Genomic DNA, 21847 nt, shown 5'->3' with positions numbered 1-21847 from the left:
TCTTACCGGGTCGAATCGGGTGAATCTGTGGACGCTGCATCCGCTGGACGGGCGGCGCCCTTTGCCTCGTTGGCGGCATCGGCATCTGCATCGAGAGGCTTCGTTCCGAGCACCGCACCGACTGCGTCGCGGGTTCGGGCAAATTCCTTCTCGAAATCGAATGTCCTGCGTGCCGTCGACATCGCCATCACGACGCTCACGCCGCGATCCGCCTCCTTGAGCCAGAACCACAGGCGCCGTTCGCGGACGTAGAACATCGAAAAGATGCCTAACACGAGTAGCAGGCTGCCAAGATACACGACTTTTTTGCCCGGCGCGCGCGCCAACTGAAATACCGAAGCTTGCACCTGCTTGAAGGAGTCAAGCTGCAAAAACACTGGCGAACCGTACAGAAAGCTGTCGGATAGCGCATTGATCGAGGTCTGGATAAAGCGGCTCGTGGTCGCGTCCGCCGTCGCCGGGCCTTCTCCCGCCTGCTGCCGCGCAATCTGCCATACGTCCCATGTCGCGCCTTCCAGCATACGAAGCAAGAGTCCTGCCGCCTTCTCCTGCTCACCCTTGGGGACGGAACGGTCGATGAACGCGGCAATCGCCTGGAAGCCGCCAATCGTCTGACCATCGGGCGCCTTGCCGATCGCCGGATCGCCGCCTGCAAAAAGCGTCAGCACGCGCGACGCGCTTTCCTCCAGATGCTGCTGCAGGTCCGCGTTCGACTGCACCGAGCGCTGCGCGAACTGTTGAGCCGCCTGCGCGCGGATGGCCGGGTCTTCGAGCGCGGCGCGCAGTTTCATCCATTCGTTGACCGTGCCGGCGGAGTCGGCGGGAATGCGCAGATAGCGGAACGGATCGTCCGGATTCATGCGCATGCCGGCAAGGAACACGCGCTCGCCGCCGACGTCGACGGGCAACATGTAGTTGTTGTACTCGCGCGCCTGGCCGTCCTTGTCGCGCACTTTGTACTGCACCGACGGGCCGACGTTATGCAGATCGACCGGCTTCGACGTCTTCGCGCCGGAGCCGAGACGCTCGTCGAAGGCTTCCTTCAGCGACTGGTGCGCGGTCACGCCGCGCGCATCGTTCTGCCCATTGCCGTTCGAGATGTTCTCGACGTTGATCGCGCGGAAGTCCGCGAACTCGACGGTCTGGCCGTCCGTGCCCGGCATCGACGCGCTCAGCACTTTCGAGCCGCCGATTTCCCCGTTGAAAGGCTCGCTCTTGCTATTGCTGCCCGTCATTGGATACGCGGTCATCTGCATCTGCGAGCCGCCGTCCTGGAAACTCGACTGGTAGATCGACACACCGTCGTACTCGAACGGCTTGTTCACCTCGACGCGCGCCGGGACGCGCGCGCCCGTCTTGTGGTCGATCACGACGATGTCGCTGGCGAAGAGCTTCGGCATGCCCGTCGAGTAGTAGTCGACGATGAACTTCTTCAGCTCGATCGAGAACGGCAGGTCCTGGATCAACGAGCCGTCCTGCTGGTTCAGGATCGCCGTCGACACATGCTGCCCCTCGGGCACCCACGCGTAGCCGCGGAATGTCGGGTTGCCCTGCGACAGGCGGTGTTCGGGCGGAATCTCGTTGATGACGGTGTTGCTGCGGATCGGCGTCTTGTCGAAGAGCCACATCTGCAGCTTGATGGGCAAGTTGCTGTCGAGCAGACCGCCGATACAGATGATGACGATCGCAAGGTGCGCGGAGATGTAGCCAAGCTTGGTCAGCGCGCCGCGCTTCGCGGCGATCAGCGTCGCGCCTTCCGATTCGCGCGTCACGTATTTGTAGCCGAGCCTCGCGGAAAGCTTGCCGAGCGTCGCCGCAGCCTGCGCGCGGGTCGTGTCCAGAACGGCGTACTCGCCTTTGTGATGGAACGCGCGCAGGCTGCCTTCGCGAACCTTGTCTTTCCAGCTCTTCGTGTCGGCGATCATCTTCGGCGCATTGCGGATCACGCACAGCGAGATCGACACAACGAGAAAGCCGAGGATCAGCATGAACCACCACGCGCTGTACACGTTGTAGAGGCTCAGCGAACGGAAGATGTCGGCCCAGAACGGGCCGAACTGGTTGACGTAGTTCGGATACGGGTCGTCCTGCGTGAGCACGGTGCCGATGATGCTTGCGATCGACAGGATCACGAGCAACGCGATCGCGAAGCGCATCGAACTCAGCAATTCGACGGACGTGCGCACGAAGCGCGGCCGCGACTTCAACTCCCAACCCGACGTGGTGACGCTCATTCAAACTCCGACTCAACAGCAAAAAAGGGTGCAGGGCATCGCTTCATGCGACTCCCTCACCCTTTTCTTGTTTTCTTGCCGGCCTCTTTGCGGCCGGCTTCGCTTTCGTACGGACTCTTAGTGCAAGCCCGCGACGTAATCGGCGACAGCCTTGATCTCGCTGTCCGACAAACGCGACGCGATGGCGTGCATCGCATCGTTGTTATTGCGCGCGCCCGGGCCTTGGGTGAACGCGGTCAACTGCGTCACCGTGTATTCCGCCCATTGCCCCGACAGCCGCGGATACTGCGACGGAATCCCCTGCCCCGTCGGCCCGTGGCAGCTTGCGCACGCCGGCACGCCCTTGTCGGCGACGCCAGCGCGATAGATCTTTTGCCCCAGGGGCACGGTGTCCTTGTTGTGCGCGTAGCCCGGCTTCGGTGCCTGCGACGAGAAGTATGCCGCCACGTTCACCATGTCCTGATTGGACAACGCTGCCACCATACCCGCCATGATCGCATTGTTGCGGACGGGCTGCTTGGCACCGGGTTGCGTTTTGAAATCCTTCAGCTGCTTGACGAGATACTCGGGATGCTGGCCCGCAAGCTTCGGATACGCGCCGCCGGCGCTGTTGCCATCGGCCCCATGACACGAAGCGCATACCTGCGCCGCGATTGCCTGCCCCCGATTCAAATCCGGCTTTGCCTGATCTGCTGCTCTTGCCTGTACTGCGAAACCTGAAAGACCTGCTGCTGTGTGAAGTACCACCAGAAACTTGCCCAGTCGATTCATTCGCACACCCTGTTTCGTCTTGTGGGAATTAGAGGTTCTGCAAAATACGACAGCGGCCGATCACAGCCGCAGAGGCCCGCGCGACGGCCTCACAGGTTTTCAGTAAACCATCGTATTGTACAATAACTCGCTATTCGCGCTGGCGCCAGTCGGGCCTCTCCGGCCTTCGCGGCGGGCTGTCTCGCCCTTGCACGGCATTTCATCGCGTCCATCGATGTTCGCTGGACGTCCGCTTGACGTCCATTTACCCGTCCTTCCGGTCTTCTCCATGTCTTTCCTGCTCCACCAAGCCCGCTTCTTTACGACCGTCAATCACTTGCGCGATCTGCCGCCTTCGCCGCAGCCGGAGGTCGCGTTCGCGGGGCGCTCGAACGCGGGAAAGTCGACGGCCATCAACATCCTCTGCAACCAGAAGCGCCTTGCGTTCGCCAGTAAGACGCCGGGACGGACTCAGCACATCAACTTTTTTTCGGTGGGCCCGGCAGCCGAGCCTGTCGCGAATCTCGTCGATTTGCCGGGTTACGGCTACGCCGAAGTGCCCGGCGCGGCGAAAGCCCACTGGGAACAGTTGCTGTCGACCTATCTGCAGACGCGCTCGCAACTGCGCGGCATGATCCTGATGATGGATTCGCGCCGCCCGCTCACGGAACTGGACCGACGGATGATCGAGTGGTTCGCGCCGACCGGCAAGCCGATTCACACATTGCTCACCAAGTGCGACAAATTGACCCGCCAGGAGGGCGTCAATGCGCTGCGCGCGACGAAGAAAGGGCTGGATGAATATCGCGCCGCCGGCTATCAGGGCGAATTGACCGCCCAGCTCTTTTCGGCGCTGAAGCGGACCGGCCTCGACGAGGCGCACGAGCTGATCGAAAGCTGGATCGCGCCCGATGTGGCGGGCGATGCCGACGTATCCGCGTCCGCCGAGTAAGGCCTGGAAGGCCGTCGCAGAGGGCACCGCGCCGTTTTTCGATCGCCCATAAAAAAACCCGCCGCTAGTTGACGGCGGGTTAAACAGCCTAATCGAAAAACGACAGGCACCCGCTCAGGGAGGAGAAGCGGGGAGGTCAGCGCTAGGCGCCTTGCTCGATCGGTATGATATACCATTGTCTCGAAAAGTTTCTGGCAGGGAACAGCCAGCGTTCTCGACTTCTGCAGACACGACACCCCACATGAGCTTCTATCCCCACCACCGTCCGCGCCGCATGCGCCGCGACGAATTCTCGCGCCGCATGATGCGTGAAAACATTCTTACCACCAACGATCTGATCTATCCCGTCTTCATTATCGAAGGCACGAATGTGCGTCAGGCCGTTCCGTCGATGCCGGGCGTCGAACGCGTATCCGTCGATCTGCTGATGGGCGTGGCCGAGCAATGTCTCGAACTGGGCGTGCCCGTGCTGTCGCTCTTTCCGGTGATCGAGCCGTCCATCAAGACGCCCGACGGACGCGAAGCGACCAATGAAGCAGGCCTGATTCCGCGCGCCGTGCGTGAATTGAAGAAGCGCTTTCCCGAATTGGGCGTGCTGACGGACGTCGCGCTCGATCCCTACACGAGCCACGGCCAGGATGGCGTGCTCGACGAGAGCGGCTACGTGATCAATGACGAAACCGTCGAAATTCTTGTCGAGCAGGCGAAGGCGCAGGCAGAGGCAGGCGTCGACATCGTCGCTCCGTCCGACATGATGGACGGCCGCATCGGCTCGATCCGCGAGATGCTGGAGAGCGAGGGCCACATCCACACGCGGATCATGGCGTACTCGGCAAAGTTCGCGTCGGCGTTCTACGGCCCGTTCCGCGACGCCGTGGGTTCCGCAGCGAACTTGGGCAAGGGCAACAAGATGACGTACCAGCTCGATCCCGCGAACTCGGACGAAGCGCTGCGAGAAGTGCGCGCCGACATCGACGAAGGCGCGGACATGGTGATGGTCAAGCCGGGTATGCCGTATCTGGACATCGTGCGTCGCGTGAAGGACGAGTTCCGCTTCCCGACCTACGTCTACCAGGTGAGCGGCGAATACGCGATGCTGAAGGCGGCCGCGCAATACGGCTGGCTGGATCACGACAAGGTGATGATGGAATCGCTGCTCGCTTTCAAGCGCGCAGGCGCGGACGGTGTGCTGACGTACTTCGCGCTTGATGCTGCGCGCGTGTTGCGGGCGCAGAAGTAAGGGACGCGCTACGTGGTAGCGCTGTGGCATTGAAAAAGCGGAGATGGCCTTGCGGCTGCCTCCGCTTTTTTGTTGCGAGACTTTTTGAGAGTCGCGGGTAAATGTCGATCGGTTGGGTTTGGTGCGCGTCGAGCGCGAAATTGGCTAACAGCTGACTCGCGTTGCCGTTTCAGGTCTGGGGTGCCATCGTCACACGGTCGAGACTTCTCAGGAATTTGTCCGCCGATTCGTAACCGACCACGCGCAATACCTCTCTGCCGCCTCGGTCGAAAAATATGATGCCTGGCGGCCCGAACAGGTTGAAGCGCTTGAGCAATGCCTGATCGTCAGCATTGTTCGCCGTAACGTCGGCTCGCAGCAGATTCATCTGCTTGAGCTTGGCCTGAACGCGTGGATCGCTGAAGGTGAGCTTCTCCATTTCCTTGCAGCTGACGCACCAGTCCGCATAGAAATCGAGCATAGCGGGCTGTGCAGCCGTTTTGACGGCCTCGTCGAGTTGCCCCGATGATCGCACGGGCGCAAAGGCCAGATCGCCCTGAGGGGCCGCTGTAGACGGCGCATTCGCCGTGCGGCTGGCAAGCACTGCTAGCGGCTCGAATGGGTTCGTCGATCCCGCTGCGAGCCCGACGAGCAGCGTTGCCGCCCAGATCGCCAACGCCGCGCCGATTCCGCGACCGAGACCGCGCCAAATGGACTTTGCTCCGGCGTGCGGCGAAAAAAGTCCCAAACCGGCCGCGGCAATCAGCAGCCACAGCGCTGCCAACAGCATTTGCGCGGTCGCGCCCAGAACCGGCCATACGATCCACAGCGCCGCTGCCAGCAGCACAACACCGAAGAAGACCTTCACGCTGTCCATCCATGCGCCCGCGCGCGGCAGCAACGTACCCGCGCCAAGCCCGATGATCAGCAGCGGTACACCGAGCCCGACGCCCATCGAAAACAGGGCCGCACCACCCAATACGGCGTTGCCCGTGTGCGCGATGAACGCCAGCACGGCGAAAAGCGGCGCCGTCATGCACGCCCCCACCACCAGCGCCGACAGCGCGCCCATCACTGCGACAGCAGCGAATTTGCCTCCCGACCGTCCTCCCGACGCCTTCGAGACACCGTTCTGCCAGCGCTGCGGCAACACGATATCGACGCCCGCGATCAACGAGAGAGCGAACACTGTCAGCACAAGCGCGAACGCGCCGAGCACCCACGGATTCTGGAGCCATGCACCAAGGCTTTGCCCGACGAGCGCGGCGGCAATGCCGAGCACGGTATAAACGAGCGCCATGCCGATGACATAGGCGAGCGACAACGCGAAGCCCCGGCCACGCGTCACGCGCGGCCCCTCGCCGATGATGATCGCGGACAGGATCGGGATCATCGGATACGAACACGGCAGCAGGCTCAGCACCACGCCGGCGACGAAATACAATCCGACGATTGCAAAGAAGCCCCCGCCCTGCAGCAGCGACTGCGCATAGTCTGCGCTAGTCGCGCGTTCGTACCACGACGCGCCGCCCTGCGTGCCCTGGACACTTTGTGCGCCGTCGACAACGCCCGTCACGGCAGCGTGCAAGGCGGCGCCCGTCACGTGATAGACGCGTTCCATCGGCGGATAGCAGATGCCGGCGTCGGCACAGCCTTGCGACGTCACGGCGAGATCGAACGGACCGCTTGCCTGCTTCACCGGTACGCGGATCGTCAGTTCGCCGCGATAGGTTTCCACATTCTTCGCGAAGGTCTGGTCGAACTTCACATGGCCCGCGGGCAACTGCGGATCTCCGATGGTGACTGTGCCGTTGCGGGTCGCAAAGGCGAATCGCTCGCGATACATGTAGTAACCGTCGGCGATCTTGTAGTGAACCAGCACTTCGCCCGGCTGCTCAGATGCGCTGAATCTGAAAGCAACGGCGGGATCAAGGAAGTCGTCAGCGTGTGCGCCGCTCGCCCTGAATAGCGAGAGCAGCAGAATGCCGGTCATGAGGATGAGGAAGCGCGCGGTATCGCGCCAGCGCCTGGAGAAGCTGTTAAACATGGATCGGGCGTTGCGTTTCGGTGTTCACCCATTGGCCATACGCGGCCGACGCTGTGACCTGCCAGGAGAGGATTTCGGGCGTCTCGTACGGATGCTGAGCCTGAATGAACTGCTCGAGTTCGAACGCCCGGACGACGCTCGTCTTGAACAGCAACTGGATTTCATCCGCCGATTCGATCTTGCCCTGCCAGTGATAGCTCGACTGGACGCTGCCAAGCTGCGTCACGCACGCGGCAAGACGGGCAGAAAGCGCATCCTGAGCCAGCTTTTGCGCCGTCGCGAGGTCCGGCACGGTCGTCAAAATCAAACTCACATTCACGTTCACCGACCGCTCCAGCACTTTCGCAACAGGGTGACGCTATCGTATCACCTTGTTCCAAGACGTCGCTGGCGGCCAATTGGCATAGGCCATACGCACGCCCGAAAACAAAAAAGCCAGACTTTCGCCTGGCTTTTTAGCAGTTGTCAGAACGCTTATTCAGCTTCTGCAACGTTCTCGACTTCCTCGACTTCCGGACGGTCCAGCAGTTCGACAAGCGCCATCGGTGCATTGTCGCCAACGCGGAAACCGAACTTCAGGATGCGCAGATAGCCACCCGGACGGTTCGCGAAGCGCGGGCCCAGCACGTCGAACAGCTTCGTGACCGAGTCACGATCGCGCAGGCGGTTGAACGCCAGACGACGGTTTGCCAGCGACGGCTTCTTGCCGAGCGTGATCAGCGGCTCGACGACCTTACGGAGTTCCTTCGCCTTCGGCAGCGTGGTCTTGATGACTTCGTGCTCGATCAGCGAGTTGGACATGTTACGGAGCATTGCCAGACGGTGGCTGCTCGTGCGGTTCAGTTTCCGCAGACCATGACGGTGACGCATTTCAATTTCCTTGATTCAAAGTTTTGGTCCAGCTCTTCTATCGCTTTCCGTGGAAAGCACGGGCCGGTAGTGAAAAAGGCAAGACGCGGATTTTAAAGGAAAATCCGCGTCCTGGCCAGTTGATGCTGCGCGATTACTTGTCGAGACCAGCCGGCGGCCAGTTTTCGAGCTTCATGCCGAGCGTCAGACCGCGCGAAGCGAGCACTTCCTTGATCTCGTTCAGCGACTTGCGGCCCAGATTCGGCGTCTTCAGCAGCTCGTTTTCCGTGCGCTGGATCAGGTCGCCGATGTAGTAGATGTTCTCGGCCTTCAGGCAGTTCGCCGAGCGAACCGTCAGTTCGAGATCATCGACCGGGCGCAGCAGGATCGGATCGATCTGCGGTGCACGCGACGGTGCTTCTGCCGCGGCTTCCGTGCCTTCCAGTGCTGCGAACACCGACAGCTGATCGACCAGAATACGCGCCGATTGACGGATCGCTTCTTCCGGCGAGATGACGCCGTTGGTTTCGATGTTCATCACGAGCTTGTCGAGGTCGGTACGCTGTTCGACACGCGCGCTTTCCACTGCATAGCTCACACGGCGAACCGGCGAGAACGACGCGTCCAGCACGATACGGCCAATGATCTTGGCCGATTCTTCACCGTAACGACGCACGTTGCCCGGCACATAGCCACGGCCCTTTTCGACCTTGATCTGCACGTCGAGCTTGCCGCCCTTCGACAGGTGCGCGATCACATGATCCGGATTCATCACTTCGCAGTCGTGGGCGAGCTCGATGTCGCCAGCGGTAACAACGCCTTCACCTTCCTTGCGCAGCGTAACCGTCACTTCGTCACGGTTATGCAGCTTGAACACCACGCCCTTCAGGTTCAACAACAGGTTGACCACGTCCTCTTGCACACCATCGAGCGTCGAGTATTCATGCACGACGCCTGCAATCGTCACTTCCGTCGGCGCGTAGCCAACCATCGACGACAGCAACACGCGCCGAAGCGCGTTACCCAAGGTGTGGCCATAACCGCGTTCAAACGGTTCCATGACCACTTTCGCGTGGCTTTCGCCAAGCGATTCAACTGCGATGATCTTGGGCTTCAACAAACTGGTTTGCATAGGTTTTCCTTTTCAATACCCTCGGCTCGTTACACCGATAAGGCTGACCGGTAACAACCTGAAAATAAACAGCCGAGGCGCCCCCTTGCCTAACGCAATCCGGGAACCTCGGCCGTTAATCCGATTACCGCGAATACAATTCGACGATCAGGCTTTCGTTGATGTCGCCAGCGATATCGCTGCGTTCCGGCATTTGCTTGAACGTACCTTCGAACTTCTTCGAATCGACAGCAACCCAGCTCGGCAGGCCGCCCTGTTCCGCGAGCGACAGCGCTTCGAGAATACGAGCCTGCTTCTTGGCCTGTTCGCGCACGGAGATCACGTCGCCAGCCTTCACTTGCAGCGACGGGATGTTCGCGACGACACCGTTCACCGTGATTGCCTTGTGGCTCACGAGCTGACGTGCTTCTGCGCGCGTCGAGCCGAAGCCCATGCGATACACGACGTTGTCCAGACGCGACTCGAGCAATTTCAGCAGGTTTTCACCCGTGTTGCCCTTGCGGCGATCAGCTTCAGCGAAATAACGGCGGAACTGGCGCTCGAGCACGCCGTAGATGCGCTTCACTTTTTGCTTTTCGCGCAACTGCGTGCCGTAGTCGGACGTACGGGCGCCCGAGGTGCGGCCATGTTGACCCGGCTTGCTGTCAAGCTTGCACTTGTCAGCGAGCGAACGACGGGCGCTCTTCAGGAAGAGATCGGTGCCTTCACGGCGAGACAGCTTGGCTTTAGGGCCGATATAGCGTGCCACTTTGCATTCCTTCTATGATTGATCACGTGAACATTCATTCACGCTAGTCCGAACCCTTTGGGTCGAACGGTGGGCTTAGTCAATTCAATAACGCAAGCAGCCTGCTACCGCCTTTAGCGGCAACAGGCGCAAGCGGAGCAAGCGTCTTAGATACGACGACGCTTCGGCGGACGGCAGCCGTTGTGCGGAACCGGCGTCACGTCGGAGATCGCGGTGATCTTGATGCCAAGACCATGCAACGCGCGCACCGCGGACTCACGGCCAGGGCCGGGGCCCTTGATCCGTACTTCGAGGTTCTTCACGCCGTATTCCATCGCCACGCGGCCAGCCGATTCAGCGGCAACCTGAGCTGCAAACGGGGTCGACTTACGCGAACCCTTGAAGCCCTGACCACCCGACGTTGCCCAAGCCAATGCATTGCCTTGACGGTCGGTGATCGTGATGATGGTGTTGTTGAACGACGCGTGAACGTGAACCACGCCCTCGGCGACGTTCTTCTTGACCTTCTTGCGAACGCGTTGCGCCGCGGAGTTGTTCGAAGCCTTAGCCATTACGTTTTCCTGTAACTGTCAGTCTCGCTTACTTCTTCAGCGCTTGCGCTGCACGACGCGGACCCTTGCGCGTACGCGCATTCGTACGCGTGCGCTGGCCGCGCAGGGGCAGGCCCTTACGATGGCGCACGCCACGGTAGCAACCGAGGTCCATCAGGCGCTTGATGTTCATCGTCGTTTCACGGCGCAGATCGCCTTCAACGATAAACTTGCCGACTTCTTCACGCAGCTTTTCGAGATCTGCGTCGGTCAGGTCCTTAACCTTCTTCGAAAATTCCACACCAGCAGCAACGCAAATGTTGCGCGAGCGCGTGCGACCGATACCGTAAATTGCCGTCAGGCCGATTTCGGTATGCTGGTGGTTCGGGATATTAACCCCTGCGATACGAGCCATTGTTTTTCCTCAAACAAAAAGCGCAAACAAAAGCGCGGCGTTCAGCCTTGACGCTGCTTGTGGCGCGGATCAGAGCTGCAAATCACGCGAACGACGCCCTTGCGCTTGATGATCTTGCAATTGCGGCAAATGCGCTTAACCGATGCCATCACTTTCATGATATTACCCTTTTTTCAAATCACTTCGCCCGGAACACGATCCGCGCACGCGACAGATCGTAAGGCGTCAATTCAACCGTCACCTTGTCGCCCGGCAGAATACGGATGTAGTGCATCCGCATCTTGCCGGATATGTGTCCCAATACGACATGGCCGTTTTCCAGCTTCACCCGGAAGGTAGCATTGGGGAGGTTTTCGATAACCTCGCCTTGCATCTGGATTACATCGTCTTTGGCCATAAGTCCTTTCAACGCATCGGGACGCCGCCGCCCTTGAAGTTTGCCTTCTTCAGCAGCGACTCATACTGTTGCGACATAACGTACGACTGCACCTGCGCCATGAAGTCCATTGTGACGACGACAATGATCAGCAGCGACGTTCCACCAAAATAAAACGGCACATTCCAGCGCAGCACCAAAAACTCGGGCAGCAAGCAAACGAACACGATGTAGATCGCACCAGCCAACGTCAGACGCGTCAGGATGCGGTCGATATAGCGCGCCGTCTGGTCTCCCGGACGAATACCCGGGACGAATGCACCGCTCTTTTTCAGGTTGTCGGCCGTCTCTCTGCTGTTGAACACCAGCGCGGTGTAAAAGAAGCAGAAGAACACGATCGCCAACGCGTACAGCAACACGTACACCGGCTGACCGGGCTTGATCGCTTCGGCCACATTGTGCAGCGTGTCTGCGAACCAGCCGGTCCGCGAACCGGAACTGAACCAGTTCAGGATGGTTGCCGGGAACAGGATGATCGACGACGCGAAGATCGGCGGAATCACGCCCGACATGTTCAACTTCAACGGCAGATGCGACGACTGTCCGCCATAAATCTTATTGCCGACTTGCCGCTTCGCGTAGTTCACAAGAATCTTGCGCTGGCCGCGTTCGATGAACACCACCAGATACGTCACAGCTGCAATCAGCGCGACCACGATAATCGCCGAGATGATGCTCATCGATCCGGTGCGAACCAGTTCGAAGAGACCACCGATCGCATTCGGGAAACCCGCCGCGATGCCGCCGAAAATAATGATCGAAATGCCGTTGCCCAGACCACGTTCCGTGATTTGCTCACCGAGCCACATCAGGAACATCGTGCCGGTCACGAGCGTCACAACCGTCGTCAGCCGGAAGACCATGCCAGGATCGATCACCAGTGCCGGCTGATTCTCAAGCGCGACAGCGATGCCAAAAGCCTGGAACGTCGCCAGAACTACCGTAAAAACACGCGTGTACTGCGTGATCTTCCGTTGTCCTGCCTGCCCTTCCTTCTTCAGCGCTTCGAGCTGCGGCGAGACGATCGCCAGCAACTGCATGATGATCGACGCCGAAATATACGGCATGATCCCAAGCGCAAAAATCGTGAACCGCGAAAGTGCGCCACCCGAGAACATGTTGAACATGCCTAGGATGCCGCCCGACTGGCTTTGGAACAGCTTTGCCAGTTGGTCCGGGTCAATGCCCGGCACCGGAATGTGCGCGCCAACACGGTAGACGACCAGCGCCAGCAGCAGGAACACTGCACGCCGGCGCAGATCGCCAAACTTCGCCGCGCTTCGACCGGGTTTTGCGAGACTCGGGCTGTTAGCCAAGTACCTTCTCCGATGCAAATGCTAGTGACGGCAAACGACTTGCACGTTACTCGGCGAAAGAACCGCCAGCTGCTTCAATCGCAGCGCGCGCGCCCTTCGTCGCAGACAGACCTTTCACGACGATCTTGCGCTTCAGCTCGCCCGTCGCGATGATCTTGGCGCTCGTCATCATCTCGCCAATCAGACCGGCTTGCTTCAGTGCCAACAGATCGATTTCGTCGACCGGCAGCTTTTCCAGGTCACCGAGGCGCACTTCACCGACGAATTCCTTCGTCAGCGAGGTAAAGCCACGCTTCGGCAGACGGCGTTGCAGCGGCATCTGACCGCCTTCGAAGCCGACCTTGTGGAAGCCACCCGAACGCGACTTCTGACCCTTGTGACCACGGCCAGCGGTCTTGCCGAGGCCGGAGCCGATGCCGCGACCAACGCGACGCTTTGCGTGCTTCGCGCCTTCGGCCGGCTTCAGGTTATTCAATTCCATTATCAACTCCTTGAGTGCCCGAACGGCCGCTTAGCCGATGACCTTAACGAGGTACGAGACCTTGTTGATCATGCCGCGCACAGCCGGCGTGTCCTGCAGCTCGCTAATCGAGTTCAGGCGGCGCAGACCAAGACCACGCACCGTCGCACGGTGCGATTCGCGGGTCCCAATCAGGCTCTTGACGAGCTGAACCTTGACAGTTTTTTCAGACATGGTGACCACCTTAGCCCAGAATTTCTTCGACGGACTTACCACGCTTCGCCGCGATGTCAGCCGGGGTCGACTGCTTGCGCAGGCCGTCCAGCGTCGCACGAACGAGGTTGTACGGGTTCGTCGAACCGTGGCTCTTGGCCACAACGTTTTGCACGCCCATCACGTCGAACACTGCGCGCATCGGGCCGCCAGCGATCACGCCGGTACCGTCCTTCGCCGGAGCGAGGAGAACCGTCGATGCGCCGTGCTTGCCGTGCACTTCGTGTTGCAACGTACCGTTCTTGAGCGGCACCTTGAACATGTTGCGGCGGGCTTGTTCCATTGCCTTCTGAACGGCAACCGGCACTTCCTTCGCCTTGCCCTTGCCCATGCCGACGCGGCCATCACCGTCGCCAACCACGGTCAGTGCGGCGAAGCCGAGAATACGGCCACCCTTCACGACCTTGGTCACGCGATTGACCGAAATCATCTTTTCGCGAAGGCCGTCGTCGCGTTCGTCAGCCTGAACTTTCGCTTGCATCTTTGCCATGACGAATTCCTTCCTTAGAACTTGAGCCCGGCTTCGCGCGCCGCATCAGCCAGCGCCTTCACGCGGCCGTGGTAGCGGAAACCCGAGCGGTCAAAGGCGACGGATTCGATGCCGGCAGCCTTAGCCTTTTCTGCGATGCGCTTGCCGATCAGGGTTGCAGCGGCAACGTTGCCACCCTTGCCCGTCTTGTCGGCGAGCTGCGCACGCACTTCGGCTTCGAGCGTCGATGCGCTGGCGAGCACCTTGGTGCCGCACGGCGAGAACACTTGCGCATAGATGTGCGTGTTCGTGCGATGCACGGCCAGACGCGCGACTTGCAGCTCAGCGATCTTGAGACGCGTCTGACGAGCGCGGCGCAGGCGAGATTGAGTCTTATCCATGATTGCGCACCCTTACTTCTTCTTCGTTTCTTTGAGGATCACAACCTCGTTGGCATAGCGCACGCCCTTGCCCTTGTAGGGCTCCGGCGGACGGTAGCCGCGCACTTCTGCAGCGACTTGGCCAACTTTCTGCTTGTCGATCCCCTTGATCACGATTTCCGTTTGCGACGGGGTTTCAGCCTTCACGCCTTCCGGCATCTGGTGCACCACCGGGTGCGAGAAACCCAGCGACAGGTTCAGCTTGTCGCCTTGCGCTTGCGCACGATAACCGACGCCAACCAGCGTCAGCTTGCGCTCGAAACCCTTGGTCACGCCTTGCACCATGTTTGCGACCAGCGCGCGCATCGTGCCCGACATTGCATTTGCTTCGCGGCTCTCGTCCACCGGCTCGAACTTCAGCGTGCCGTTGTCGTTCACCACCTTCACCAGGCGATTCGCAGCTTGCGTAATCGTGCCCAGCGGGCCCTTGACGCTAATACGCTCGTCGCTCAGGGCCACTTCTGCGCCTTGCAGCGCGATCGGGCTTTTACCTACTCGAGACATGTTTCTTCTCCCTTCGGCTTTAAGCGACGTAGCAGATGACTTCGCCGCCGACGCCCGTAGCGCGCGCCTTGCGGTCAGTCATCACACCCTTCGGCGTCGACACGATCGCAACACCCAGGCCGTTCATGACCTGCGGGATTTCGTTGCGGCCGCGGTACACGCGCAGACCAGGCTTCGAAACGCGCTCGAGGCGCTCGATAACCGGACGGCCAGCGTAGTACTTCAACGCGATGTTCAATTCCGACTTCGCACCTTCGGACTTCACTGCGAAATCGTCGATATAGCCTTCATCCTTCAGGACTTGCGCGATTGCAATCTTGACTTTCGACGAGGGCATCGTCACCGAAACCTTCTCGACCATCTGCGCATTGCGGATGCGAGTCAGCATATCGGCGATAGGATCACTCATGCTCATTTACGTTTCTCCTATTACCAGCTCGCCTTGGTCAGGCCAGGGATCTCGCCGCGGAACGCGATTTCACGAATCTTGTTACGCGCCAGCCCGAATTTGCGGAACGTGCCGCGCGGACGACCGGTGATCGCGCAACGATTGCGCTTACGGGTCGGGTTCGAATTGCGCGGCAGTTGCTGCAGCTCGAGACGAGCCGCATAGCGCTCTTCTTCCGACTTGCTTTGGTCGTCGATGATTGCCTTCAGCGCAGCACGCTTGGGAGCGTACTTGGCAGCCAGGCGCGCACGCTTCTTTTCACGTTCGATCAGTGCCAGTTTAGCCACGGTAACCTCAGTTTCTGAACGGGAACTTGAAGCTGGCGAGCAGTGCCTTTGCTTCGTCGTCAGTCTTCGCAGTCGTCGTGATGCTGATGTTCAGCCCACGCAGCGCGTCGATTTTGTCGTAGTCGATTTCGGGGAAAATGATCTGCTCTTTCACACCGATGTTGTAGTTGCCACGACCGTCGAATGCACGGCCCGACACGCCACGGAAGTCACGCACACGCGGGAGCGCGACCGTGACGAAACGGTCCAGGAATTCGTACATCGCCTGGCCACGCAGCGTGACCATTGCGCCGATCGGATAACCCTGACGGATCTTGAAGCCCGCGATTGCCTTGCGTGCCTTCGTGATCACCGGCTTCTGGCCCGCGATCTTCGTCAGATCGCCAACGGCGTTCTCGATGATCTTCTTGTCGGCGACGGCTTCGCCAAGACCCATGTTCAGGGTGATCTTGGTGATGCGCGGCACTTCCATCACGGACTTGTAACCGAACTTCTCGATCAGGCCGGGGACAACCTTCTCTTTATAAAATTCTTGCAAACGTGCCATTTTTTACTCCGCGTCAGGCGCTCAGCACAGCACCGGTCGTCTTCAGGAAACGGACTTTCTTGTCTCCCTCGACCTTGATGCCGACACGCGACGGCTTGCCGTTCGCGTCGACCAGCGCGACGTTCGAAATGTGCAGCGGCATTGCCTTCGCTTCCACGCCGCCCGTCGTACCCTTCATCGGGTTCGGCTTCACATGCTTCTTGGCGATATTGAGGCCTTCGACGGTCACACGGTCGTCGCCAACAGCCAGCACGACGCCGCGCTTGCCCTTGTCTTTGCCGGTGATGACGATGACTTCGTCACCCTTGCGAATCTTGTTCATCTCGGCTCCTTACAGCACTTCCGGCGCGAGCGAAACGATCTTCATGAAGCGTTCGCTGCGCAGCTCACGCGTGACCGGCCCGAAGATGCGGGTGCCGATAGGCTCGAGCTTGGTATTCAAAAGCACGGCGGCGTTGCCGTCGAACTTGATCAGCGAGCCGTCTTGACGGCGAACGCCCTTGGCGGTGCGAACCACCACGGCGTTGTAGATTTCGCCTTTCTTCACGCGCCCGCGCGGCGTTGCCTCTTTGACGCTCACCTTGATGATGTCGCCGATGTTGGCATAACGACGCTTCGAGCCGCCGAGCACCTTGATGCACATGACTTCACGCGCACCCGTGTTGTCGGCCACTTCGAGCCGAGTTTCGGTCTGGATCATGGTTTATCTTTCCCAACTTAATCCGATTGCACCACCATGATGCATTCGGTCAGTCTTGGTCCCGTCAGCCAATCGGCTGCTTGGGTTAGAACAGCAGCGACGGCAAACGAAACCCGCCATCGCAATCCGGTGAATCTGCCGACATGAACTGACGCTCACATCGCTTCCCCCACCTCAACTTCGCCCGCGATGGGGCTCCCACAAAGAGGGAAGACCGAGATTATAACAAATAATCTCGGTCTTGCAAGCGAAATCTACTGCGATTTCAACTACTTCTGTTGCTCAGCTGCTTTAGATGACGCGAGCAGCTTCGACCAGACGCGACACCGTCCAAGCCTTCGTCTTCGAGATCGGACGAGTTTCCTGGATTTCAACGAGGTCGCCCTCGTTGTAGGTGTTCGCCTCGTCGTGAGCGTGGTACTTCTTCGAACGTACGACATACTTGCCGTAGATCGGGTGCTTCACACGGTGCTCGACCAGCACGGTAACCGTCTTGTCCATCTTGTTGCTGACGACCTTGCCGACCAGCGTCCGCTTGAGCGAGGTTTTTACGCTATCGTTCATTTCTGGTTCGCCTTCTCAGTCAGGACGGTCCGCACACGTGCGATGTCGCGACGAACCTTCTTCAGCTGGCTCGTATTCGTGAGCTGCTGGGTCGCGAGTTGCATGCGCAGGCCGAATTGCGCCTTCAACAGGTCCGACAGCTCTTTGTTGAGCGCGGCCTGATCTTTCTGGTGAAGTTCAGAAGCCTTCATCGTTCACTCCTTAGGCGCCGAGCTGACGAACCATGAACGTCGTCTTCAGCGGCAGCTTGGCTGCAGCCAGACGGAACGCTTCACGCGCCAGTTCTTCGGACACACCGTCCATTTCGTACAGCATCTTGCCCGGTTGAATCTCGGCGACGTAGTACTCCGGGTTACCCTTACCGTTACCCATACGTACTTCAGCCGGCTTTTGCGAGATCGGCTTGTCCGGGAAAATGCGAATCCAGATGCGGCCGCCGCGCTTGATGTGACGCGTCATTGCACGACGCGCTGCTTCAATCTGACGCGCGGTCAGGCGGCCGCGACCGATAGCCTTCAGACCGTATTCACCGAACGACACCGCGTTACCACGCGTTGCGACGCCAGTGTTACGACCCTTCTGCTCTTTGCGATACTTCCTGCGTTTCGGTTGCAGCATCGTTATTCTCCAGTCTTACCGTCGCCGGCACCGCCTCGGCGCGGACCGCCACGGCGAGCACCTGCCGGTGCACCTTCACCATCGCGACGCGGGCGACGGTCACCCGGACGTGCATTGCGGCGCGGACGCTTTTCTTCGGCGACTTCTTCCACCACCGGAGCGTCATTGCGGCCGAGCGTATCGCCCTTGTAGACCCACACCTTCACGCCGATGATGCCGTACGTCGTCTTCGCTTCCGAGGTCGCGTAGTCGATGTCCGCACGCAGCGTATGCAGGGGCACGCGGCCTTCGCGATACCACTCGGTACGAGCGATTTCGATACCGTTCAGACGGCCTGCGCTCATGATCTTGATGCCTTGAGCACCGAGACGCATTGCGTTTTGCATCGCACGCTTCATCGCGCGGCGGAACATGATCCGGCGCTCGAGCTGTTGCGTGATCGAATCGGCGATCAGTTGCGCGTCGGTTTCCGGCTTGCGAATTTCTTCGATGTTGACGTGAACCGGAACGCCCATGCGCTTCTGCAGTTCCGACTTCAACAGTTCGATGTCTTCGCCCTTCTTGCCGATCACAACACCCGGACGCGAGCTGAAAATCGTGATACGCGCGTTCTTTGCAGGACGCTCGATCACGACACGGCCGACGGACGCGTTCTTCAGCTTCTTCTTCAGGTATTCACGAACACCGATGTCTTCCTGCAACATCGCCGCGAAATTGTTGTTGTTCGCGTACCAACGCGAAGCCCAATTGCGGCTGACGGCCAAACGGAAGCCAGTCGGATGAATTTTCTGTCCCATCGTATGACCCCTTAATTCCCGACCGTCACAGTGATGTGACAGGATTGCTTCTCAATGCGGTTGCCGCGGCCCTTGGCGCGCGCGGTGAACCGCTTGAGCGACGCTGCCTTGTCGACGTAGATGCTCGTGATCTTGAGCTCGTCGATATCAGCACCTTCGTTGTGCTCCGCATTCGCGATCGCCGACAGCACGACCTTCTTCACGATGCCAGCCGCCTTCTTCGGCGAGAACGTCAGAACGTTCAGCGCCTTGTCGACCGGCAAACCGCGGATCTGGTCAGCCACAAGGCGCGTCTTCTGCGCCGAGATGCGGGCACCGCGATGAATTGCTTTCACTTCCATCTTGATAGCCCCTTATTTCTTGGCCTTCTTGTCGGCCGCGTGACCCTTGAACGTACGGGTCAGTGCGAACTCGCCAAGCTTGTGGCCGACCATGTTTTCCGTGACATACACCGGAACGTGTTGACGGCCGTTATGAACGGCGATCGTCAGGCCGATGAAGTCCGGCAGGATCGTCGAGCGACGCGACCAGGTCTTGATTGGCTTCTTGTCGCGCGAAGCTGCAGCCGCCTCAACTTTCTTCAGCAAATGGGCGTCGCAGAACGGACCTTTTTTAATAGAACGTGCCATTGCCTACTCCTTAACGCTTGTGACGGCGCTGGACGATCATGCTCGTCGTGCGCTTGTTGCTACGGGTGCGATAGCCCTTCGTCGGCGTGCCCCACGGGCTCACCGGATCGCGACCTGCAGCCGTCTTGCCTTCACCACCACCGTGCGGGTGATCGACCGGGTTCATTGCAACGCCGCGCACCGTCGGACGGATACCGCGCCAGCGGTTCGCGCCAGCCTTACCGATTTGACGGAGGCTATGCTCTTCGTTGCCCACTTCACCGATCGTCGCGCGGCACTCGATGTGAACGCGGCGGATTTCGCCCGAACGCAGACGAACCTGCGCGTAGGTGCCTTCACGAGCCAGCAGCATCGCCGACGTACCCGCCGAACGCGCCATTTGCGCGCCCTTGCCCGGCAGCATTTCGATGCAGTGAATCGTCGTACCGACCGGGATGTTGCGGATCGGCAGCGTGTTGCCTGCGCGGATCGGCGCTTCCGAACCCGACATCAGTTGCTGACCAACCGTCACGCCCTTCGGAGCGATGATGTAGCGACGCTCGCCGTCTGCGTACACGACCAGCGCGATGTTTGCGCTACGGTTCGGATCGTACTCGAGGCGTTCGACCTTCGCGGGAATGCCATCCTTCGTGCGACGGAAGTCGACGATACGATAGTGATGCTTGTGACCACCGCCCTTGTGACGCGTGGTGATGTGGCCGTTGTTGTTACGGCCGGCGGTCGAGCTCTGCGTGTCGAGCAGCGGCGCGTACGGCTTGCCCTTGTGCAGATCCTTGTTGACCACCTTGACCATCGCACGGCGACCCGGCGAAGTCGGCTTAACTTTCACGATTGCCATGATTACTTGGCCTCCGCTTCAAAGTTGATTTCCTGGCCGGGCTTCAGGCAGACGTACGCCTTCTTCACGTCCTTGCGCTTGCCCATGTAGCGGCCAAAGCGCTTGGCTTTGCCTTTCTGGACCAGCACATTGACGGAATTGACTTCCACCTTGAACAGCAGCTCGACAGCGGCCTTCACTTCCTGCTTCGTAGCGTCCGGCGCAACTTCGAACACGACTTGCTCGTTCTTGTCAGCCACCAGCGTCGCCTTTTCGGAGATCACCGGCGCGAGCAGAACTTGCATCAAACGATGATCGTTTTTGCGAACTTCGCTCATGACAGCAACTCCTCGATCTGGGCGACCGCAGCCTTCGTGATCAGCACTTTCTTGAAGTAGATCAGCGACAGGGGGTCGGCGTAACGCGGCTCGACAACCGCCACATGGGCCAGGTTGCGCGACGCGAGGTACAGGTTTTCGTCAACCGTGTCGGTGATGACCAGCACGGAATCGAGACCCATAGCCTTGAACTTTTCGGCCAGCAGCTTCGTCTTCGGCGCTTCGAGCGTCAGCTCGTCGACAACCGCGATGCGGCCTTCGCGGGCCAGCTGCGAGAAGATCGAGCAGAGACCTGCGCGATGCATCTTCTTGTTGACCTTGTGCGAGAAATTTTCTTCCGGCGAGTTCGGGAAAATGCGACCACCGCCACGCCACAACGGGCTCGACGACATACCGGCACGAGCACGGCCCGTGCCCTTCTGACGCCACGGCTTCTTCGTCGTGTGCTTGACCTGCTCGCGGTCCTTCTGAGCGCGGTTGCCGCTACGTGCGTTCGCCTGGTAAGCGACGACGATCTGGTGAATCAGCGCTTCGTTGTAGTCACGGCCGAACACGACGTCCGACGCGCTAACCGCTGCGCCTTCCTGACCATTTGCATTCAGGAGCTTAAGTTCCATTATTTCGCTCCTTTCACGGCACGCACCTTCACGGCCGGCGTCACGAAAACCTTGCCGCCCTTCGCACCCGGAACGGCACCCTTGACCAGCAGCAGCTTGCGGTCGGCGTCGATACGAGCGATTTCGAGGTTTTGCACCGTCACCGTCTCGTCACCCATGTGACCGGTCATGCGCTTACCCGGGAAAACACGACCCGGATCCTGCGCCATACCGATCGAGCCCGGCACGTTGTGCGAACGCGAGTTACCGTGCGATGCACGGCCCGAACCGAAGTTGTAACGCTTGATGGTACCGGCGTAGCCCTTACCGATCGAGGTGCCTTGCACGTCGACCTTCTGGCCCACTTCGAAGAGATCCACACCGATCACGGCGCCGTTCGACAGCTCGGCAGCCTTGGTGGCGTCGATTTGGAATTCCTTGAGGATTTCACCGGCCTGAACGCCGGCTTTGGCGAGATGACCTGCCAACGGCTTCGTCACGCGCGATGCACGGCGCGTACCGAAGGCAACCTGAACGGCCGTGTAGCCGTCGGTTTCAACAGTCTTGATCTGCGTCACACGGTTGTCGGACACGTCCAGCACGGTGACGGGAATCGAATCCCCTTCAGCCGTGAAGATACGGGTCATGCCAACCTTGCGACCTACGAGTCCAAGGCTCATCGTTTTCTCCATTCCCGACTGCGATTGGTCGGGGCTAATTTACAAAATGCCG

General features: G+C 59.8%; 34 protein-coding genes. 2 read left to right on the top strand and 32 right to left on the bottom strand.

The annotated features are described in order from the left end of the window. Positions 1–2: 2 nt before the first annotated feature. Entirely contained in the window at positions 3–2234 is a 2232-nt protein-coding gene (locus VSR68_RS31075) for a cytochrome c biogenesis protein ResB (RefSeq protein WP_342943467.1), read from the bottom strand. A gap of 117 nt (positions 2235–2351) precedes the next feature. Next, entirely contained in the window at positions 2352–3005 is a 654-nt protein-coding gene (locus VSR68_RS31070) for a c-type cytochrome (protein WP_342943466.1), read from the bottom strand. Between the two features lie 268 nt (positions 3006–3273). On the opposite strand from VSR68_RS31070, the gene yihA reads away from it, so the two are divergent. Next, positions 3274–3936: a ribosome biogenesis GTP-binding protein YihA/YsxC gene (gene yihA / locus VSR68_RS31065; RefSeq protein ID WP_342943465.1), complete on the top strand. Its 663-nt coding sequence runs from the start codon at positions 3274–3276 to the stop codon at positions 3934–3936. 241 nt (positions 3937–4177) lie between these two features. Continuing rightward, positions 4178–5176, top strand: a complete 999-nt coding sequence (gene hemB, locus VSR68_RS31060) for a porphobilinogen synthase (protein WP_342943464.1) — start codon at positions 4178–4180, stop codon at positions 5174–5176. A 169-nt stretch (positions 5177–5345) separates the two neighbouring features. Here hemB and dsbD read toward each other — a convergent pair whose 3' ends face one another. The 30 genes from dsbD to rplC form a co-directional block, all read right to left on the bottom strand. Further along, complete coding sequence (dsbD, locus tag VSR68_RS31055; RefSeq protein WP_342943463.1) at positions 5346–7202, bottom strand: protein-disulfide reductase DsbD; 1857 nt, start codon at positions 7200–7202, stop codon at positions 5346–5348. Further along, positions 7195–7527, bottom strand: a complete 333-nt coding sequence (gene cutA / locus VSR68_RS31050) for a divalent-cation tolerance protein CutA (protein ID WP_428983629.1) — start codon at positions 7525–7527, stop codon at positions 7195–7197. Before cutA ends, dsbD begins: the two co-directional genes overlap by 8 nt. Positions 7528–7676: 149 nt before the next feature. Next, positions 7677–8072, bottom strand: coding sequence for a 50S ribosomal protein L17 (gene rplQ, locus VSR68_RS31045; protein WP_007730705.1), 396 nt, complete (start codon positions 8070–8072; stop codon positions 7677–7679). 133 nt (positions 8073–8205) lie between these two features. Beyond that, positions 8206–9183, bottom strand: coding sequence for a DNA-directed RNA polymerase subunit alpha (locus tag VSR68_RS31040; protein WP_087736424.1), 978 nt, complete (start codon positions 9181–9183; stop codon positions 8206–8208). Between the two features lie 124 nt (positions 9184–9307). Then, positions 9308–9931, bottom strand: a complete 624-nt coding sequence (gene rpsD, locus VSR68_RS31035; RefSeq protein WP_090871720.1) for a 30S ribosomal protein S4 — start codon at positions 9929–9931, stop codon at positions 9308–9310. Positions 9932–10077: 146 nt separating this feature from the next. Beyond that, the gene (gene rpsK / locus VSR68_RS31030; protein ID WP_006052224.1) at positions 10078–10482 is read right to left on the bottom strand and encodes a 30S ribosomal protein S11; all 405 of its coding nucleotides are present in this window, start codon (positions 10480–10482) and stop codon (positions 10078–10080) included. A 28-nt stretch (positions 10483–10510) separates the two neighbouring features. Further along, positions 10511–10876, bottom strand: a complete 366-nt coding sequence (gene rpsM / locus VSR68_RS31025) for a 30S ribosomal protein S13 (protein WP_087736422.1) — start codon at positions 10874–10876, stop codon at positions 10511–10513. A 41-nt stretch (positions 10877–10917) separates the two neighbouring features. Beyond that, a complete protein-coding gene (gene rpmJ, locus VSR68_RS31020; protein WP_004199844.1) occupies positions 10918–11034 on the bottom strand; it encodes a 50S ribosomal protein L36 in 117 nt (38 codons plus the stop codon). Between the two features lie 20 nt (positions 11035–11054). Next, complete coding sequence (infA, locus tag VSR68_RS31015; RefSeq protein WP_004521905.1) at positions 11055–11273, bottom strand: translation initiation factor IF-1; 219 nt, start codon at positions 11271–11273, stop codon at positions 11055–11057. A gap of 8 nt (positions 11274–11281) precedes the next feature. Further along, complete coding sequence (secY, locus tag VSR68_RS31010; protein WP_342943462.1) at positions 11282–12628, bottom strand: preprotein translocase subunit SecY; 1347 nt, start codon at positions 12626–12628, stop codon at positions 11282–11284. Between the two features lie 46 nt (positions 12629–12674). Continuing rightward, the gene (rplO, locus tag VSR68_RS31005; RefSeq protein WP_087736420.1) at positions 12675–13109 is read right to left on the bottom strand and encodes a 50S ribosomal protein L15; all 435 of its coding nucleotides are present in this window, start codon (positions 13107–13109) and stop codon (positions 12675–12677) included. 30 nt (positions 13110–13139) lie between these two features. Beyond that, positions 13140–13322 carry a 50S ribosomal protein L30 gene (gene rpmD, locus VSR68_RS31000; RefSeq protein ID WP_342943461.1) on the bottom strand — a complete coding sequence of 61 codons (183 nt, stop codon included), beginning with the start codon at positions 13320–13322 and terminating at the stop codon, positions 13140–13142. A 10-nt stretch (positions 13323–13332) separates the two neighbouring features. Beyond that, complete coding sequence (gene rpsE / locus VSR68_RS30995) at positions 13333–13851, bottom strand: 30S ribosomal protein S5 (protein ID WP_004197945.1); 519 nt, start codon at positions 13849–13851, stop codon at positions 13333–13335. Between the two features lie 14 nt (positions 13852–13865). Further along, positions 13866–14231: a 50S ribosomal protein L18 gene (gene rplR / locus VSR68_RS30990; protein ID WP_102131678.1), complete on the bottom strand. Its 366-nt coding sequence runs from the start codon at positions 14229–14231 to the stop codon at positions 13866–13868. A gap of 12 nt (positions 14232–14243) precedes the next feature. Further along, a complete protein-coding gene (gene rplF / locus VSR68_RS30985) occupies positions 14244–14774 on the bottom strand; it encodes a 50S ribosomal protein L6 (RefSeq protein WP_090871718.1) in 531 nt (176 codons plus the stop codon). A 19-nt stretch (positions 14775–14793) separates the two neighbouring features. Beyond that, positions 14794–15189, bottom strand: a complete 396-nt coding sequence (rpsH, locus tag VSR68_RS30980) for a 30S ribosomal protein S8 (RefSeq protein WP_090871716.1) — start codon at positions 15187–15189, stop codon at positions 14794–14796. Positions 15190–15203: 14 nt separating this feature from the next. After that, entirely contained in the window at positions 15204–15509 is a 306-nt protein-coding gene (rpsN, locus tag VSR68_RS30975) for a 30S ribosomal protein S14 (protein WP_087736416.1), read from the bottom strand. Between the two features lie 7 nt (positions 15510–15516). Further along, positions 15517–16056 carry a 50S ribosomal protein L5 gene (gene rplE / locus VSR68_RS30970; RefSeq protein ID WP_006052214.1) on the bottom strand — a complete coding sequence of 180 codons (540 nt, stop codon included), beginning with the start codon at positions 16054–16056 and terminating at the stop codon, positions 15517–15519. Positions 16057–16069: 13 nt separating this feature from the next. Next, a complete protein-coding gene (rplX, locus tag VSR68_RS30965) occupies positions 16070–16378 on the bottom strand; it encodes a 50S ribosomal protein L24 (RefSeq protein WP_090871714.1) in 309 nt (102 codons plus the stop codon). A 9-nt stretch (positions 16379–16387) separates the two neighbouring features. Continuing rightward, positions 16388–16756, bottom strand: coding sequence for a 50S ribosomal protein L14 (gene rplN / locus VSR68_RS30960; protein WP_012402188.1), 369 nt, complete (start codon positions 16754–16756; stop codon positions 16388–16390). Between the two features lie 291 nt (positions 16757–17047). Further along, complete coding sequence (gene rpsQ / locus VSR68_RS30955) at positions 17048–17320, bottom strand: 30S ribosomal protein S17 (protein WP_087736414.1); 273 nt, start codon at positions 17318–17320, stop codon at positions 17048–17050. Further along, on the bottom strand, positions 17317–17511 hold the full coding sequence (gene rpmC / locus VSR68_RS30950) for a 50S ribosomal protein L29 (protein ID WP_007180130.1): 195 nt from the start codon (positions 17509–17511) through the stop codon (positions 17317–17319). The genes rpsQ and rpmC overlap by 4 nt, the downstream gene beginning before the upstream one ends. 10 nt (positions 17512–17521) lie before the next feature. Continuing rightward, positions 17522–17938: a 50S ribosomal protein L16 gene (gene rplP, locus VSR68_RS30945; protein ID WP_012402192.1), complete on the bottom strand. Its 417-nt coding sequence runs from the start codon at positions 17936–17938 to the stop codon at positions 17522–17524. Between the two features lie 2 nt (positions 17939–17940). Further along, positions 17941–18735: a 30S ribosomal protein S3 gene (rpsC, locus tag VSR68_RS30940; RefSeq protein ID WP_087736413.1), complete on the bottom strand. Its 795-nt coding sequence runs from the start codon at positions 18733–18735 to the stop codon at positions 17941–17943. Positions 18736–18746: 11 nt separating this feature from the next. Next, positions 18747–19076 (bottom strand): 50S ribosomal protein L22, encoded by a 330-nt coding sequence (gene rplV, locus VSR68_RS30935; RefSeq protein ID WP_007730533.1) that lies wholly within the window; start codon positions 19074–19076, stop codon positions 18747–18749. A gap of 12 nt (positions 19077–19088) precedes the next feature. Further along, positions 19089–19364 carry a 30S ribosomal protein S19 gene (gene rpsS / locus VSR68_RS30930; RefSeq protein WP_006998484.1) on the bottom strand — a complete coding sequence of 92 codons (276 nt, stop codon included), beginning with the start codon at positions 19362–19364 and terminating at the stop codon, positions 19089–19091. Between the two features lie 10 nt (positions 19365–19374). Then, complete coding sequence (rplB, locus tag VSR68_RS30925; protein WP_012402194.1) at positions 19375–20202, bottom strand: 50S ribosomal protein L2; 828 nt, start codon at positions 20200–20202, stop codon at positions 19375–19377. Between the two features lie 2 nt (positions 20203–20204). Continuing rightward, the gene (gene rplW, locus VSR68_RS30920) at positions 20205–20519 is read right to left on the bottom strand and encodes a 50S ribosomal protein L23 (protein WP_087736411.1); all 315 of its coding nucleotides are present in this window, start codon (positions 20517–20519) and stop codon (positions 20205–20207) included. Beyond that, complete coding sequence (gene rplD / locus VSR68_RS30915; protein ID WP_087736410.1) at positions 20516–21136, bottom strand: 50S ribosomal protein L4; 621 nt, start codon at positions 21134–21136, stop codon at positions 20516–20518. Before rplD ends, rplW begins: the two co-directional genes overlap by 4 nt. Beyond that, positions 21136–21795, bottom strand: a complete 660-nt coding sequence (gene rplC, locus VSR68_RS30910; RefSeq protein WP_090871845.1) for a 50S ribosomal protein L3 — start codon at positions 21793–21795, stop codon at positions 21136–21138. Before rplC ends, rplD begins: the two co-directional genes overlap by 1 nt. Between the last annotated feature and the right edge of the window lie 52 nt (positions 21796–21847).

This window comes from Paraburkholderia phymatum, assembly GCF_038900715.1.
Classification (GTDB): domain Bacteria; phylum Pseudomonadota; class Gammaproteobacteria; order Burkholderiales; family Burkholderiaceae; genus Paraburkholderia; species Paraburkholderia phymatum_A.
This window is presented reverse-complemented; position numbering and strand designations above follow the sequence as displayed.